Below are 14,475 nucleotides of genomic sequence, written 5' to 3' on the forward strand. Positions count from 1 at the left end.
CGGGGGCACGGGCCCCGGTCAAATGAACAATAAATGGAGGAACGAGATGACAACAAAAATTGTCATAGGACTGGACGGGACAGAATCCGGAGAACGTGCCATCGCTTTCGCCAAAGATTTGGCTGAAAGGATTGGTTCATGCGAGCTTCTGGTTGCATATGTCATTGAATGGTCGCCCTACACTTTTCAGACACCTGAAGAAAACGCAAAGCGGCACATGCGGCGTGAGGAGGAGATTGAACTAGCAACGACACGGGTGGTGGCACCTGCCGTCGACGCCCTGAAGGCCGCGGGCTTCGCCGCGACCGGAGTGGTGCGCCACGGAGATGTGGCTGAAACGCTGAATGCCATCACGGTAGACAGCAAGGCCGTACAGATTGTCGTTGGACGCTCGTCCGCGGATGGCCTCAAAAAGCGTATCTTCGGCAGCTCTACGCAAAACCTTGTAATGCATGCCGATGTACCGGTCACGGTCGTGAATTGAGGGAGGCACAGGAATGAAAACACTATCTCAACTGGGATTGGCAGCCGCCACCCTGATGGCCAGCCCCGTCGCCGCGCAAGAGGCGCCCGGGTTGGACGAAAAGATCAATCAGGCTTTTGCTGATATCACTGGGCCATTCGTTAGCTTCATATTCGCACCAATTCCCGGGACAGGATTTCCCTGGATCGTGATGTGGTTGGTTATCGCGGCGTCGGTCTTTACTCTGTACTTTGCTTTTGTGCAGATGCGCTTTTTCGGCCACGCGATAAGTCTGGTCAAAGGCGACTATTCCGATCCCAACGATGCGGGTGAGGTTAGCCACTTTCAGGCATTGGCCACTGCCCTGTCGGGCACGGTCGGGCTTGGCAATATCGCAGGCGTTGCCGTTGCTGTTGGCATTGGTGGCCCCGGGGCGACCTTCTGGATGATCCTGGCTGGTCTTCTGGGCATGGCGTCAAAATTCACCGAATGTACACTTGGCGTCAAGTATCGCAACGAATACGAAGACGGCAGCGTCTCGGGCGGCCCGATGTACTATATGTCCAAGGGTTTTGACGAGCTTGGCCTACCCGGAGGTAAGATCCTGGCGGTTGTGTTCTCGATCTTCTGTATTCTTGGAGCGCTGGGCGGGGGCAACATGTTCCAGGCCAATCAGGCGCATCAGCAGATTGCAGGCATCGTCGGGAATTACCCGGGTTGGATCACCGGTGTGGTCTTTGCGGTTGTCGTGTTCATGGTGATCGTCGGTGGACTTAAATCCATCGCGCGAGTGACTGAAAAAGTTGTGCCCTTTATGGGCGTGATGTATGTCGCGGCGGCTCTGGTCATCATCGTCATGAATGCGGATATGATCGGTTGGGCCTTTGGTCAGATCTTTGCCGGTGCGTTTACCGGTCTTGGTGTGGCCGGCGGCATGGTCGGTGCTCTGATCCAGGGCTTCAAACGGGCCGCGTTCTCGAACGAGGCCGGCGTTGGGTCTGCTGCGATTGCCCACTCGGCGGTGCGCACAAAGGAGCCGATCACAGAAGGCTTTGTTTCGCTGCTTGAGCCGTTCATCGATACGGTCGTGATCTGTACCATGACTGCGCTGGTGATCATCATTACTCAGCAGTTGATCATCGACCCCGAGACCGGCAACTATATGTTGAACGAAGCAGGAAGCGCTATTGCGACCGTTGACGGCAACTCAGGCGTCAGCCTGACCTCTGCCGCCTTTGGCAGCGCGTTCAGCTGGTTCCCCTATGTTCTGGCGATTGCGGTGATCCTGTTTGCTTTCTCGACTATGATCAGCTGGTCCTACTATGGCCTCAAGGCCTGGACCTATCTGTTCGGTGAGGGGCACACCAAAGAGCTGGTGTTCAAGATCATCTTCTGCGTCTTCGTGGTGATCGGTGCTGCGGCCAACCTCGGCCCGGTTATCGACTTCTCGGATGCGGCGATCTTTGCGATGGCGGTTGTGAACGTCTTTGCGCTCTACTTCCTGATGAAGATCGTTCGTCAGGAACTGGCATCGTATAGTGAAAGACTGAAAAGCGGTGAGATCCGCAAATACGGTCACTAAATAGACCACCGGGGCGGCCTGCGTCGCCCCGGTGCCTGACTGGGCTGCTAAAATTGCAGATTCAGCCAAAACCCCCTTGCCAGTATGGTCGAACTTGCGTAAACGGCGCTTCTGATCGCGTGACCGGCCGAGATGGCATGCCGAGTCGCGTTTCGAACCGAACCCCGAAAGGAGACGGAAATGCCTAAGATGAAGACAAAGTCGAGCGCCAAAAAGCGCTTTAAGGTGACTGCGACCGGTAAGGTCCTTGCTGGCCAGGCCGGCAAACGTCACGGCATGATCAAGCGGACCAAGAAATTCATCCGCGATGCTCGTGGCAACACCACCCTGTCCGCCCCCGACGCCAAAATCGTCAAGGGCTATATGCCCTACGATCGATAAGAGGAGATTAAGACATGTCCCGCGTTAAAGGTGGAACCGTAACTCACGCCCGTCACAAGAAGGTTATCAAGGCCGCCAAAGGTTACTATGGCCGCCGCAAAAGCACCTTCAAGGTTGCCCGTCAGGCCGTAGACAAGGCCAACCAATATGCAACCCGTGACCGTAAGAACCGCAAGCGTAACTTCCGCGCGCTGTGGATCCAGCGGATCAACGCTGCTGTACGTTCGCATGACGAAGCCCTGACATATTCCCGCTTCATCAACGGCCTGAATCTGGCCGGTATTGAAGTGGACCGTAAAGTTCTGGCCGATCTGGCCGTGCACGAACCGGAAGCGTTCGGCGCGATCGTCGCCCAGGCTCAGGCTGCTCTGACCGCCTGATCCTCTGTAAAGAGACAGTGAATAAAGGGCCGTTCCGTTTGGGGCGGCCTTTTTTGTTACTGGTAACTGGTAGGGTCCGCTTTGAACCAAGAAGGCCGGATGCTGTGCAATGTCTGTCTGCTCGATTACTGAGAACGGTCAAACGATCTTGGGTTTATTCGCGATTTGGCTCACATAGGACATAAAACCAAAAAACATCTTGGCAGATACTCTGCGTTTCGCTTCTGATTTCAAAGCCTCTGCAGTTTCGGAAAATAACAGACCCTCTTCCACCATGCGGTCTGCTCCGCGTTCAATTACGGTGAGAAAATAGGTCGCTTCCCCTTCTGCCACATATCCATGACCTTTCCGGGCCCCAAGTTGAAATCCGGCATCGACCAGGATGCCTGAAATCTGACGCATTATCCAAAGATTAGTGACATTTTGATTGATCATGAATTTGATGAGTTGATCGAGCGGATCAAAATCCGCGATCTGCGCAGTTGCGGTACTGTAGTCGCCATCACAAATTGCCAGCACACCTCCGGGCTTCAAAAGGCGGAAGGCCTCTTGAACAACGTCTTCAGGTCCAGGGACGTGGCACAACAACGTGTGCATTAACACAAGGTCAAAGGTCTCGCTTTCAAAACCTGTGTTTTTGGCATCCCCGATATCAAAGCTAAGTCGATCATCATCCCCAAAGCTCTTCTGGGCCCGTGCGACCATGACGGGCGAGGGTTCAATTCCATGAGCCGTTGCGGCTCCTGCAAGCTCCAACAAATCTCGGGTAACGTGTCCTGTTCCTGAACCAAGCTCCAGCGCCCGTGCACCTTTGGGGAGCCTCAGGTTTTCCATGTAGGCTTTGCGAATTGCAATCTGCGCAGGCTCTAAACAGCGCACTTCCATTGCTGTTGCGATCCGCTCTTGAAGGGCGGTGTCTTGCGCGCCGAGGTCAGAGTATGGATCGGCCATAAGTTAACTCATTTGAAATGGACCACAGGAGGACATGATAGACCAACATTTTCATCGGCGCCAATAGCGGCCATTGAGGCCCATTAGTCGTGTGACGGGGCATCTCCGGCCCTCTGTCCCCTAGCTACACCAGCAACACGTAGGGGCTTCGCCATCATCATGTGTGAAGTTGGCTCCTGAAAACCGCAACTCAGCGCGTAATATGCCGCCTGGTTTCGGCCATACCAATACCCTTTGTCAGGCTGAGTATGCCTATTCTCAAAGCGGCCTGTCAGGATGCAGGATCACCAACTATCGTGTTCAGATCGCGCTCAGAGATTTTGGTGCCGCACCCTCTTTGCGCCGTTCATCCCGACCAAGACCTGCACGCGGCACCAAATGTTGTCAAATTCGTTGCGACCACCCCATGCCACACAAACGCCCAGCATGGGATTTCTTTAGAGTGCTGCCTTGCGGCTTTCGTCCAGATAAATCTCGCGCAGACGTTTGGCTAAGGGTCCCGGCGTGCCGTCGCCCAGCGCTGTGCCGTCAATTTCAACCACAGGCATGACAAAAGCACTGGCAGAGGTGGTGAACGCCTCATCAGCCTCCTTGGCCTCGTCGATAGTGAACAGGCGTTCTTCGACAACCATCTGCGCTTCAGCTGCCATTCGCAGAACGGCCTTGCGGGTGATGCCGTGCAGGATGTCGCTCGACAACGGCCGGGTGACAATCTTGTTGCCTTTGACAAAATACGCGTTGTTGCTGGTGCCCTCGGTCACATAACCGCCTTCGACCATCCAGGCATCATCACAGCCCGCGGCCTTGGCCATCATCTTGCCCAGCGAGGGATAGAGCAGCTGTGTCGTCTTGATGTCGCGCCGGCCCCAACGGATATCCTCGATCGAGATGACCTTGGCACCTTTCCGGGCAGCAGGGCTGTCTGCCAGACCCGGCTTGTTTTGGGTGAACAAAACCAGTGTGGGTTTGGTATCAGCCGCAGGAAATGCAAAATCCCGGTCGCCGTCGCTGCCGCGCGTGACCTGAAGATAGACCAGCCCCTCTTCAATGCCGTTCAACTCAACCAGCTTGCGGTGGATCTCCAGCAGCTCGTCCTTCGAGCAGGGTTCAGCCATCTGCAATTCGTCCAGCGAGCGCTTGAGGCGGACCGCGTGGCCTTCGAAGTCGATCAGCTTGCCGTCCAGAACGCTGGTCACCTCATACACGGCATCGGCCATCAGGAAGCCACGATCAAAGATCGACACTGTGGCTTCGGTTTCGGGCAGGTAGTCGCCATTCACATAAACGGTGCGGGTCATGTCAATCTCCTTAGCCCCAGAGCGCCGCCAATGGCGGGTACACTCCGGCATCATCAAAAGTCAGCGGGTTGTCGCGGTCTTCGGCCAACAGAAGTGGTCCGTCAAGGTCCGTTACCATCGCACCCTGCGCCAGCAATGTCGCAGGGGCCATCGCCAAAGAGCTGCCGACCATACAGCCGACCATGATGTCATAGCCTTCAGCAATCGCCGCTTTGCGCAGCTCCAGCGCTTCGGTCAGACCTCCGGTCTTGTCGAGCTTGATGTTGATCACATCATATTTGCCCTTCAGTTTGGGCAGGCTGGCACGATCATGGCAGGATTCGTCGGCGCATACGGGAACCGGGCGCTCCATCCCGATCAGCGCTTCATCGTCACCGGCGGGCAGAGGTTGCTCGACCAAGGCCACACCCAGGCGCACAAGATGTGGCGCAAGATCGGTGTAAACGGCGGCGGACCAACCTTCATTTGCGTCCACGATGATCGTCGCATCCGGTGCGCCTGCGCGAACGGCTTCAAGTCGGGGCATGTCATCCGGCGTGCCCAGTTTGATCTTTAAAAGCGGGCGATGTGCATTCGCAGCCGCCTGCGCCTGCATCACCTCGGCGGTGTCCAACGACAATGTATAGGCCGTGATTTCGGGGCCAGGCTGAGGCAGTCCAACCAGATCCCAGACACGTTTACCGGCTCGCTTGGCCTCAAGATCCCACAGCGCACAATCTACGGCATTCCGTGCAGCGCCCGCAGGCAATAAGTCCATCAGTTGCACTCGGTCGAAACTGTCGGGCAATCCGGCAATTTCAGCCTCGACCGAATCCAGTGTTTCACCATAACGCGCATAGGGCACACATTCGCCCCAGCCCTGATACTGGCCGTCAGAAATGCGTACAGTCAGAACCTTGGCCTCGGTCCGTGACCCACGTGAAATCGTAAAGACCTGAGCCAGCCTGAACACATCGCGAGAGACGTCAATTTGCATAACATACCTTTTCCTGGCAGAGCCGCCCGGATTTTCCAATTTAGATCCGGGCCGGCGGGACCAGACCGCTTTATACTGCTGCCAGCGCGTCGACCAGCTTGCCTGCACCAAAACGGAACGGGTCCGTCGCGGGCAGCCCCATGTCGGCTTCGACCTGCGCCAGATAGGCGGATGCGTCTGCTTCGCTCATATGCTGCGTGTTGACCGAAACACCGATGACCTGACACTCAGGATTGGCAACCTTGGCCAGCGCCAGCGCCGTGTCCCGCAGAGCCTGCAAAGATGGCAAACTATAGGTCGGCAGACCGCGCATATGCTTGCGGGTGGGTTCATGGGACAGGATCAACGCGTCCGGTTGACCGCCATGGATCAACGCCATTGTCACACCGGAATATGACACATGAAACAGTGACCCTTGCCCTTCGATCAAATCCCAGTGGTCGTCATCATTGTCGGGTGTCAGCCATTCGACCGATCCCGCCATGAAATCCGCGATCACCGCGTCCAGCGGTACACCGTCACCGGTGATCAGAATGCCAGTCTGGCCAGTAGCTCGGAAGGTCGACTTCATGCCACGCTTGCGCATCTCGGCATCCATGGCCATCGCGGTGTACATCTTGCCAACCGAACAATCGGTGCCCACGGCAAGACAGCGCTTACCTTTACGTTTGATGCCGTTGGCGATTGGATAGTCGACCGACGGAACCCGCACATCATGCAGCTTGCGGCCTGTTGCTTCGGCGACTGCGACTAGATCGGGCTCATCACACAAAAGGTTGTGCAGGCCCGAGGCCAGGTCGAAACCTTCCTCCAGCGCCATGACCAGCACCTTTTTCCATTCCTGACTGATCACACCACCACGATTGGCCACGCCAATGACCAAAGTCTTGGCCCCGGCCTCTTTGGCCTTAGCCAGGGACATGTCGGTCAGGCCCAGATCGGCTTTACAACCCTCCATCCGGTATTGACCCACGGCGTTTTCCGGACGCCAGTCCTTGATTCCAACGGCAACCTTGGCCGCCAGCTGGTCGGGCGCATCGCCCAAAAACAACAGATACGGTGTCTCGATCATTGCGGTGCACTCCTTTGATTCTGGCGCAGGCTATGGGACGGGCAAGGCGAGTGTTTCTCGATTTCGCCCAGCATCGCTGGATCCCGCAGGAAAATTTCGCGCAAATATCGTAGCTTGCGCAAAATTCTTTCAAGTTTTTAAAGCGATTAAACTTTAATCACCAGAGACACGGCGCATTGCGGCGAATGCTGCGACTGCATTGCCGCAGATGCACAAACGTGCTTGCGGAGACCTGCGCAATTTAATACCCCATAAGGCAACAAAATCGCAATTTCCTTTCCTGCACGAGGTCCAGATGAGCTTTCGCATTCAACCCGCCGCCCCCGCGCGCCCTAACCGTTGTCAGTTGTTCGGCCCCGGGTCGAACACCAAGCTGTTCCCCAAGATGGCGGCCTCTGCGGCGGATGTGATCAATCTTGACCTTGAGGATTCGGTTGCACCATCTGACAAGGACACAGCGCGTGCCAATGTCATCGAGGCGCTGAACACCCTCGATTGGAGCACTAAATACATGTCCGTACGAATCAACGGGCTGGATACGCCTTACTGGTACCGCGATGTCGTGGATGTGATGGAGCAGGCCGGAGATCGACTGGACCAGATCATGATCCCCAAGGTCGGTTGTGCGGCGGATGTCTATGCGGTGGACGCGCTGGTCACCGCCATCGAACGCGCAAAAGGCCGTACCAAACCGATCAGCTTTGAGGTCATCATCGAATCCGCAGCTGGCCTCGCCCATGTCGAAGAAATCGCTGCCTCGTCCCCCCGGATGCAAGCCATGAGCCTTGGGGCCGCCGACTTTGCGGCCTCGATGGGCATGCAGACAACTGGCATCGGCGGCACGCAGGAAAATTATTACATGCTGCGCGAAGGTGAAAAACACTGGTCCGACCCGTGGCACTGGGCGCAGGCCGCCATCGTTGCCGCCTGCCGCACCCATGGCGTGCTGCCGGTGGATGGACCGTTCGGCGATTTCAGCGATGACGAAGGCTATATCGCGCAGGCCAAACGTTCTGCCACTTTGGGCATGGTCGGCAAATGGGCAATCCACCCCAAGCAGATCGCACTGGCCAACCAGGTCTTTACCCCGTCCGATGAAGCCGTGTCAGAGGCCCGCGAGATCTTGGCCGCAATGGAGCAGGCCAAGGCCAATGGCGAAGGTGCGACGGTCTACAAGGGGCGTCTGGTGGATATCGCCTCGATCAAACAGGCCGAGGTGATCGTGGCCCAGGCCGAATTGATCGCGGCCAACAGCTAAACGTAAAAAGGCGCCCCACCGGGCGCCTTTCTCTTACCGTCCGAAGACATCATTGGGCGTCCAGGTGAAGCGTTCACCCTTTTTACCAGATTTCATCATCAGACAGGATGTCCCGAGCTTCTGGAAATAGATGATCTTGAGCGCGTACCACCCGGCTTTGGGCACATCGACTTCGGTCCGCTGATTGGCCTCGCAGCCCTGAATGCCAGAGACTTGGCCAATGTTCTGGCCTCCGACGAATGCCTCTATCCCGTCATTTGACCACGTTTCCAACTCGTAGATTCCAGCAGAGTCGAACCGCATGTACCCCGTAATCTCGGCGGCGACATTGTAAGCGCCGTCAAACGTCATGACGTCCTGACCCTTACTGGTGTCCCTGTAATCCAAGCCCCGCAACGGTTGTCCGGGCTGCGCTTTAGACAGCATGCTTTTTGCATGGCTCAGATCTCGGATCTTCTTGTGTTGATTGCCAGTGCCAAAGTAATTCACATTCAATCCCGCCTTGGGGCTGGGCTGTGGGTTGGCAGGTTGCAGCTTTAACGGAGCTGCAAAAGATGCACCCGAAATCATCACCAAAGTTGCGACCAGTGCTCCGGTCCGAACAAGTTTCATCGTCTTCTCCCTGAATACGACCGGTTGGGGTTGTCCCCATTTTTGGTCAAATCTTTGGCAAGACAGTAAAACGTGAATCCAACTCCGGCAAGCCGGTACAGAATCATCTTTGCAATGTCAGGCCCGCATATCCTTGGGCGAGCCCATGACGACATAGGACGTGATCGACGTGACATGGGGCAAAGTCCCCAGAACGTCGGTGTGAAAAGTTTTGTAAGACGACAGATCGGCACATTCCACGCGCAACAGGTATTCGATCGTGCCGGTGATATTATGGCACTCCACCACCTCAGGCGCGCGCTGCAATGCACGCTCGAACCCTTCCTGAGCGGCCTTTGTATGTTCGCCCAGCCCCACGCCAATATAGGCGACAAAGCCGATGCCCAGCGCAGGTGGGTTCAATACAGCACGATAGCCCGAGATCACGCCCGCGCGCTCTAATTCCTGAACACGGCGCAAACAGGCCGAGGCTGACAGCCCGACCCGATCGGCCAATTCAAGGTTGCTTATCCGTCCATCACGTGTCAGCTCACGCAATATATGGCGATTTATTCCATCCAACTTGATCATTAATTGCAGAATTACCGCAATAACCAGCGCAAACGCAATTTCATTTGGGCGGATTCCATCAATTATCTGCGCTATGAATCCTGAATTGCTTTTTGCCCTCGTCACCTTTGCCTTCGTCTCGTCGATCACGCCGGGACCCAATAACCTGATGCTGATGGCCTCGGGCGCGAATTTCGGGTTTCGACGCACAATCCCACATATGTTCGGAATCGGGTTGGGCTTTACAGTGATGGTCCTTCTGGTCGGAACAGGGCTGGTACAGGTGTTTGATGCCTATCCGATCAGCTATACCGTGTTGAAAGCGGCTTCAGTCGCATACCTGCTGTATCTGGCATGGAAAATCGCGCATTCGGTCCCAGCCGAAGCGGGCGCGCCTGCGGGAACACCGATGACGTTTTTACAGGCCGCAGCATTCCAATGGGTCAATCCAAAAGCCTGGGCCATGGCCCTGACAGCAACAACCGTATACACCCCCGACCGGACGCTGAACGCCATCGTTGGTGTCGCGATTGTTTTCGGCGCAATCAATTTACCTTCGGTCAGCACGTGGACGGTACTCGGGCAGCAGATGGCGCGGATTCTCACGAACCCACACCGACTGATGCTGTTCAACTGGGTGATGGCTGGGCTTCTGGTTGCATCGCTCTACCCTGTGCTTTGGCCCGTTTGAGAACGTTCGCAGGCTAGCAATGACCGGTCATCAAGGTCCTTTTGAGGGTGAATACGGGCACCCCTACCAACCCTTTAAATCTTGCTGAGTTGCATCCGGGGCAACGTCAGGCCATATAGCAGGGAACTTCCGCGTTGAGAGGCGTCATGACCCAGTATCTGGAATTCGAAAAACCTTTGGCCGAGATCGAAGGAAAGGCCGAGGAACTGCGTGCGCTGGCGCGCGCCAATGAAGAGATGGATGTGGCCGCAGAGGCCGCCGCTCTGGATGCCAAGGCTGAAAAGCTGTTGGACGAACTCTATGCCGATCTGACGCCATGGAGAAAATGTCAGGTCGCTCGTCACCCTGGACGTCCCCATTGCAAAGACTACGTGGAAGATCTGTTCACCGAATTCACACCTCTGGCAGGCGATCGGAATTTTGCTGACGACCTGGCCGTGATCGGCGGTCTGGCGCGGTTCAACGATCAACCCGTTATGGTGATCGGCCACGAAAAGGGCAGCGACACCAAATCGCGCATCGAACGCAATTTCGGCATGGCTCGCCCCGAAGGGTATCGCAAGGCTGTCCGACTGATGGAGATGGCAGGACGCTTTGGACTGCCGGTTATCACCTTGATCGACACGGCTGGCGCCTATCCCGGCAAAGGCGCCGAAGAGCGCGGCCAGTCCGAGGCGATTGCCCGCTCGACCGAAATGTGCCTGAAGATCGGCGTCCCGTTGGTCTCGGTCATCATCGGCGAAGGTGGATCAGGCGGTGCGGTGGCTTTTGCAACGGCAAACCGTGTCGCGATGCTGGAACATTCGGTCTATTCGGTCATTTCACCCGAAGGCTGCGCCTCGATCCTTTGGAAAGATTCAGAGAAAATGCGCGAAGCAGCCGAAGCGTTGCGGCTGACCGCGCAAGACCTGCACAAGCTGGGCGTTTGCGACCGGATCATTTCGGAACCCAAAGGCGGCGCACATCGTGATCGCGCCGCGACCGTGGACTCCGTGCGGGATGCGATTACGGCGATGCTCAAGGATCTGGACGGCAAGGATTCTGCCGCCCTGATCAGAGATCGTCGCCAAAAATTCCTCGACATCGGCTCAAAAGGGCTGGCTGCGTAACCCTCAGCCCCCCAACTGCCTCAGCAGCGCAACTGAGGGTTCTCCTGTCGCGGGCAGCCCATTGGCCCGCTGGTACGCAGAAATCGCGGATGTCGTGTTTTTACCGACTACACCATCTGCGCCTTCGGTGTCGTACCCGGCGGATGTCAGGCGGCGCTGCAGCTCTTTGCGATCTTCAAGCGTCAGACCAGTCGCATCCGGTCCGAAAGAGGCCTGGAACGGCGCACCTCCGGCAATCCGGTCTGATAGATGCCCTACCCCGATCGCGTAGCTGTCCGAGTTATTGTACCGTTTGATCACCTGAAAATTGCGGAACACGGCGATGCGGGGCCCTGGCACCTGGGGTTGCAGCACAGCAACCGGCGTACCGGATACCGTCCCGGCCTCACCGCCCCAAGGCTGCCCACGCACCCAACCGGAACGCGCCAGATAAGCCGCCGTTGATGCCAGCGAATCCGTTGGATCGTCGGACCAGATATCGCGCCGTCCATCGCCGGTGAAATCCACCGCATAGGCCAGATAAGAGGTCGGGATGAACTGCGTGTGCCCCATAGCACCAGCCCAACTGCCTGTCATGTTGGCAGGCGTCGTGTCGCCGTTCTGCAGAATCTTCATCGCTGCCATCAGTTGGCTCTCAAAGAACTGCCCGCGCCGACCGTCATAGGCCAGCGTCGACAGGGCCGATACAACAGGCACATCCCCACGCCGCGCACCATAACGGCTTTCAAGCCCCCAAATTGCCACGACAACTTCTTTGTCCACGCCGTACTGCGCCTCGATCTGAGACAGCGTTCCCGCATGACGCACCAGCATTTGCTTGCCGGTCGCGATCCGTTCATCTGAGGTTGCAATCGCCAGGTAGTCTTCAAGCGACCTCTTGAACTCGACCTGATTTCGGTCCCGCTCGATCACTCCGGGCAGATATCCGGCGCCCTGGAAGGCGCGGTTAATTGTGCTTTGCGAAATCCCCTGTGCGGCCGCGCGGCTTTTGAAGCCCGCCACCCAGGCGTCCCAGCCCGCGTTCCGAACCGGTTGCATGCGCGCGGCCGGCACCGAAGAAGAAGTCACGCTGTCCGTACAGGCAACCAACAAGCCGGAGCCCAGCCCAAGGGAAAATAACCGTCGATCAATCATGGTTGAAAACTGCTCTTATTGTGATTTCTCACAGCCTAGCGCAGAGAAATCGCCGGGGCCAGAACAGCGATACCGAACCGGGCGATTTCGGCAGCTTCGGCAACAAGCCGCTTAGCTGACCAGCATCCGCAGGCCCTGTGTAACATCCGAGCGAACCGCAAGGCGCAGACCCGGCTCATCCCCGGCCTTTAGCGCCGCAATTATCAGCTTGTGGTGATGCGGTGGTTCCGTTCGCCGCAGCCGCCCATAAAGCGCGCGCATCGTCGGCCCAAGCTGCAACCATACGGTTTCGGCAATCGCCAGCATCGCTGGGGCCTGCGCCCGCAGATACAGAGTTCGGTGAAACTCCAGATTGGTGCGAATATATCCAACGGCATCACGTTTGGTGACCATCTCGGCTACCGTCATGTTGATGCTCTGCAATCGGTCAATCAGAGCAATATGCGCACGGGGCAATGCCCGGCTGGCCAGCTCGACCTCAAGCAAGGCCCGCAGCGCAGCAAGCTCCTCGATCCGGTCATTGGTCAGCTCGGGCGTCGAGACGCGGCCCGAGGACGACAGAAATAGCGCCCCTTCAGCCGCAAGCCGACGCACCGCCTCGCGGGCCGGTGTCATCGAGACTCCAAACTCTTTACCAATTCCCCGCAAGGTCAGCGCCTGACCGGGGGCGATGTCGCCATGCATGATGCGGGATCGCAGAGCCCGGTACACCCGGTCATGCGTTGCGGTCTGCGTTTCAGAGGGGCGTGTGTTCAGCATTTCTCTATGTGATCACAAACACCGCACAGGTCAACTCGCAGGCGCGTCAAATCTGTACTGATGCAACTGCGCCCCGTTGTCGCGCAGCCAGCGCCGCTGTTCTTTGTAATCTCCGAATAACCGCTCGACCTGGACCCAAAAGGCTGGGGAATGGTTCATCTCGGCCAGATGCGCCACCTCATGTGCGGCAACATAATGCAGGACGTCTGGTGGAGCGAGAATCAGCCGCCAGGAAAACATCAACCCACCCTCAGAACTGCATGATCCCCAGCGCGATCGGGTATCCCGAATAGAGATGCTGGCATAAGCCCTACCCAACATCGCTGCGTAGTCATCACATGCGCCGGTCAGCCGGTCGCGTGCCAGTTCTTTCAAGAAGCGCGCCAAACGTCGCGCTTCAGCGCCTTCAGGTACTGAAATCTGGTCCGCCTGCAACAGAACGCGTCGGCCCGTTGCCCGGACAATGCGCCGTTGGGTGCCCTCAACAGGAATATGCTGCCCAAATTGAACCACCGAGGGGTCTGGCCGATCACTCAGGTGCTGCCGAATCCAGCTTTCTTTTTGGCGGGCAAAGTTCAACGCATCGGATTCAGCAACGCCATTTGGATAGGTCAGTGTAACACGCCCGTCCAACTGGGATATACGCAGACTGATCCGCCGTGCCCGCGCCGATTTGCGCAATGTCAGCGGCACCGGAGGCGATCCTGGCAGTGCGTGATCTCCCATAGGTCTGTTTCTCCTGCTCAAAGGCTTTGACAGTGCCCGCTGCTTGTGGCACCTGACCTGAATCGTCGATACGACTCACCTGATATCAAGGGGATTGGACATGCCCAAGGAAGAATGGGGTGTAAAGCGCGTTTGCCCGACCACCGGTAAACGGTTTTATGACCTGAACAAAGACCCGATCGTTAGCCCTTATACCGGCGAGATCGTGGAACTCGAAACCGGTAAAAGCCGGATGATCGCAGCAGATGCAGAAGATGCTGCATCGGCCAAGGCGCGTGAAAACGCGCCTGAGGAAGAACTGGTTCTGGATGACGACGACGAAGTCGAAGTCGATCTGGATGATGATCTGCTGGATGACGATGATGACAGCAGTGATGAAGTTCCGCTGGACGACATCACTGACATTCCAGCAGAGGACGATAGCTGATCACGGTCAGAGGCGGCCTCGCGCCGCCTCGCGCCATTTGCAATCTGGTTGCAAAATTTTAACGGCGACGCCTGTTTTTGGACTTGCGCTTAGCGCCACTGTCTCAT

The 14,475-nt window shown here is 57.0% G+C and carries 17 protein-coding genes; 8 read left to right on the top strand and 9 right to left on the bottom strand.

Translation table 11 applies throughout. The annotated features are described in order from the left end of the window. The first annotated feature begins 46 nt into the window (after positions 1 to 46). From AC2FH6_RS09385 to rplT, 4 genes are all read left to right on the top strand, one after another. Complete coding sequence (locus tag AC2FH6_RS09385; protein WP_142637907.1) at positions 47 to 484, top strand: universal stress protein; 438 nt, start codon at positions 47 to 49, stop codon at positions 482 to 484. 13 nt (positions 485 to 497) lie between these two features. Then, positions 498 to 2,045, top strand: coding sequence for an alanine/glycine:cation symporter family protein (locus AC2FH6_RS09390; RefSeq protein WP_271950089.1), 1,548 nt, complete (start codon positions 498 to 500; stop codon positions 2,043 to 2,045). Between the two features lie 180 nt (positions 2,046 to 2,225). Beyond that, positions 2,226 to 2,426, top strand: coding sequence for a 50S ribosomal protein L35 (rpmI, locus tag AC2FH6_RS09395; RefSeq protein WP_010443552.1), 201 nt, complete (start codon positions 2,226 to 2,228; stop codon positions 2,424 to 2,426). Positions 2,427 to 2,440: 14 nt separating this feature from the next. After that, complete coding sequence (rplT, locus tag AC2FH6_RS09400) at positions 2,441 to 2,806, top strand: 50S ribosomal protein L20 (RefSeq protein WP_142637903.1); 366 nt, start codon at positions 2,441 to 2,443, stop codon at positions 2,804 to 2,806. 138 nt (positions 2,807 to 2,944) lie between these two features. On the opposite strand, the gene AC2FH6_RS09405 is transcribed toward rplT, so the two are convergent. The 4 genes from AC2FH6_RS09405 to dgcN all read right to left on the bottom strand — a co-directional run bounded on the left by AC2FH6_RS09405 (position 2,945) and on the right by dgcN (position 7,103). Continuing rightward, positions 2,945 to 3,757: a methyltransferase domain-containing protein gene (locus tag AC2FH6_RS09405; RefSeq protein WP_345742204.1), complete on the bottom strand. Its 813-nt coding sequence runs from the start codon at positions 3,755 to 3,757 to the stop codon at positions 2,945 to 2,947. Between the two features lie 437 nt (positions 3,758 to 4,194). Next, on the bottom strand, positions 4,195 to 5,055 hold the full coding sequence (locus tag AC2FH6_RS09410; RefSeq protein WP_282022056.1) for a D-amino-acid transaminase: 861 nt from the start codon (positions 5,053 to 5,055) through the stop codon (positions 4,195 to 4,197). A gap of 10 nt (positions 5,056 to 5,065) precedes the next feature. Next, a complete protein-coding gene (gene dgcA, locus AC2FH6_RS09415) occupies positions 5,066 to 6,031 on the bottom strand; it encodes an N-acetyl-D-Glu racemase DgcA (protein WP_496693026.1) in 966 nt (321 codons plus the stop codon). Between the two features lie 70 nt (positions 6,032 to 6,101). Beyond that, complete coding sequence (gene dgcN, locus AC2FH6_RS09420) at positions 6,102 to 7,103, bottom strand: N-acetyltransferase DgcN (RefSeq protein ID WP_496702236.1); 1,002 nt, start codon at positions 7,101 to 7,103, stop codon at positions 6,102 to 6,104. Between the two features lie 295 nt (positions 7,104 to 7,398). Between dgcN and AC2FH6_RS09425 the strand changes: the two genes are divergently transcribed. Then, complete coding sequence (locus AC2FH6_RS09425; RefSeq protein ID WP_496702238.1) at positions 7,399 to 8,361, top strand: L-malyl-CoA/beta-methylmalyl-CoA lyase; 963 nt, start codon at positions 7,399 to 7,401, stop codon at positions 8,359 to 8,361. A gap of 33 nt (positions 8,362 to 8,394) precedes the next feature. Here the strand turns inward: AC2FH6_RS09425 and AC2FH6_RS09430 are convergent, their stop codons facing one another. Both AC2FH6_RS09430 and AC2FH6_RS09435 read right to left on the bottom strand, forming a co-directional pair. Beyond that, positions 8,395 to 8,973 carry a PA14 domain-containing protein gene (locus tag AC2FH6_RS09430; RefSeq protein ID WP_496693971.1) on the bottom strand — a complete coding sequence of 193 codons (579 nt, stop codon included), beginning with the start codon at positions 8,971 to 8,973 and terminating at the stop codon, positions 8,395 to 8,397. Between the two features lie 117 nt (positions 8,974 to 9,090). After that, positions 9,091 to 9,543 carry an Lrp/AsnC family transcriptional regulator gene (locus AC2FH6_RS09435; protein WP_496702240.1) on the bottom strand — a complete coding sequence of 151 codons (453 nt, stop codon included), beginning with the start codon at positions 9,541 to 9,543 and terminating at the stop codon, positions 9,091 to 9,093. A 73-nt stretch (positions 9,544 to 9,616) separates the two neighbouring features. Here AC2FH6_RS09435 and AC2FH6_RS09440 point away from each other — a divergent pair, with 73 nt between their 5' ends. Further along, positions 9,617 to 10,213, top strand: a complete 597-nt coding sequence (locus AC2FH6_RS09440; protein WP_496702242.1) for a LysE family translocator — start codon at positions 9,617 to 9,619, stop codon at positions 10,211 to 10,213. Positions 10,214 to 10,359: 146 nt separating this feature from the next. Beyond that, on the top strand, positions 10,360 to 11,322 hold the full coding sequence (locus AC2FH6_RS09445) for an acetyl-CoA carboxylase carboxyltransferase subunit alpha (protein ID WP_142637885.1): 963 nt from the start codon (positions 10,360 to 10,362) through the stop codon (positions 11,320 to 11,322). Positions 11,323 to 11,325: 3 nt separating this feature from the next. Here AC2FH6_RS09445 and AC2FH6_RS09450 read toward each other — a convergent pair whose 3' ends face one another. The 3 genes from AC2FH6_RS09450 to AC2FH6_RS09460 all read right to left on the bottom strand — a co-directional run bounded on the left by AC2FH6_RS09450 (position 11,326) and on the right by AC2FH6_RS09460 (position 13,941). Beyond that, positions 11,326 to 12,456 carry a lytic murein transglycosylase gene (locus AC2FH6_RS09450; RefSeq protein WP_496702244.1) on the bottom strand — a complete coding sequence of 377 codons (1,131 nt, stop codon included), beginning with the start codon at positions 12,454 to 12,456 and terminating at the stop codon, positions 11,326 to 11,328. Between the two features lie 111 nt (positions 12,457 to 12,567). Further along, positions 12,568 to 13,215, bottom strand: a complete 648-nt coding sequence (locus AC2FH6_RS09455) for a GntR family transcriptional regulator (RefSeq protein WP_271950069.1) — start codon at positions 13,213 to 13,215, stop codon at positions 12,568 to 12,570. Positions 13,216 to 13,245: 30 nt separating this feature from the next. Further along, positions 13,246 to 13,941, bottom strand: coding sequence for a M48 family metallopeptidase (locus tag AC2FH6_RS09460; RefSeq protein ID WP_496702246.1), 696 nt, complete (start codon positions 13,939 to 13,941; stop codon positions 13,246 to 13,248). A 100-nt stretch (positions 13,942 to 14,041) separates the two neighbouring features. Between AC2FH6_RS09460 and AC2FH6_RS09465 the strand changes: the two genes are divergently transcribed. After that, positions 14,042 to 14,368 carry a TIGR02300 family protein gene (locus AC2FH6_RS09465; protein WP_496693020.1) on the top strand — a complete coding sequence of 109 codons (327 nt, stop codon included), beginning with the start codon at positions 14,042 to 14,044 and terminating at the stop codon, positions 14,366 to 14,368. The last annotated feature ends 107 nt before the right edge of the window (positions 14,369 to 14,475 follow it).

The organism is Ruegeria sp. CDSC045 (genome assembly GCF_059610725.1).

Coding starts and splice junctions, on each gene's coding strand:
- AC2FH6_RS09385 (WP_142637907.1), top strand. CDS start 47: ATGACAACAAAAATTGTCATAGGACTGGACGGGACAGAATCCGGAGAA.
- AC2FH6_RS09390 (WP_271950089.1), top strand. CDS start 498: ATGAAAACACTATCTCAACTGGGATTGGCAGCCGCCACCCTGATGGCC.
- rpmI (WP_010443552.1), top strand. CDS start 2,226: ATGCCTAAGATGAAGACAAAGTCGAGCGCCAAAAAGCGCTTTAAGGTG.
- rplT (WP_142637903.1), top strand. CDS start 2,441: ATGTCCCGCGTTAAAGGTGGAACCGTAACTCACGCCCGTCACAAGAAG.
- AC2FH6_RS09405 (WP_345742204.1), bottom strand. CDS start 3,757: ATGGCCGATCCATACTCTGACCTCGGCGCGCAAGACACCGCCCTTCAA.
- AC2FH6_RS09410 (WP_282022056.1), bottom strand. CDS start 5,055: ATGACCCGCACCGTTTATGTGAATGGCGACTACCTGCCCGAAACCGAA.
- dgcA (WP_496693026.1), bottom strand. CDS start 6,031: ATGCAAATTGACGTCTCTCGCGATGTGTTCAGGCTGGCTCAGGTCTTT.
- dgcN (WP_496702236.1), bottom strand. CDS start 7,103: ATGATCGAGACACCGTATCTGTTGTTTTTGGGCGATGCGCCCGACCAG.
- AC2FH6_RS09425 (WP_496702238.1), top strand. CDS start 7,399: ATGAGCTTTCGCATTCAACCCGCCGCCCCCGCGCGCCCTAACCGTTGT.
- AC2FH6_RS09430 (WP_496693971.1), bottom strand. CDS start 8,973: ATGAAACTTGTTCGGACCGGAGCACTGGTCGCAACTTTGGTGATGATT.
- AC2FH6_RS09435 (WP_496702240.1), bottom strand. CDS start 9,543: ATGATCAAGTTGGATGGAATAAATCGCCATATATTGCGTGAGCTGACA.
- AC2FH6_RS09440 (WP_496702242.1), top strand. CDS start 9,617: ATGAATCCTGAATTGCTTTTTGCCCTCGTCACCTTTGCCTTCGTCTCG.
- AC2FH6_RS09445 (WP_142637885.1), top strand. CDS start 10,360: ATGACCCAGTATCTGGAATTCGAAAAACCTTTGGCCGAGATCGAAGGA.
- AC2FH6_RS09450 (WP_496702244.1), bottom strand. CDS start 12,456: ATGATTGATCGACGGTTATTTTCCCTTGGGCTGGGCTCCGGCTTGTTG.
- AC2FH6_RS09455 (WP_271950069.1), bottom strand. CDS start 13,215: ATGCTGAACACACGCCCCTCTGAAACGCAGACCGCAACGCATGACCGG.
- AC2FH6_RS09460 (WP_496702246.1), bottom strand. CDS start 13,941: ATGGGAGATCACGCACTGCCAGGATCGCCTCCGGTGCCGCTGACATTG.
- AC2FH6_RS09465 (WP_496693020.1), top strand. CDS start 14,042: ATGCCCAAGGAAGAATGGGGTGTAAAGCGCGTTTGCCCGACCACCGGT.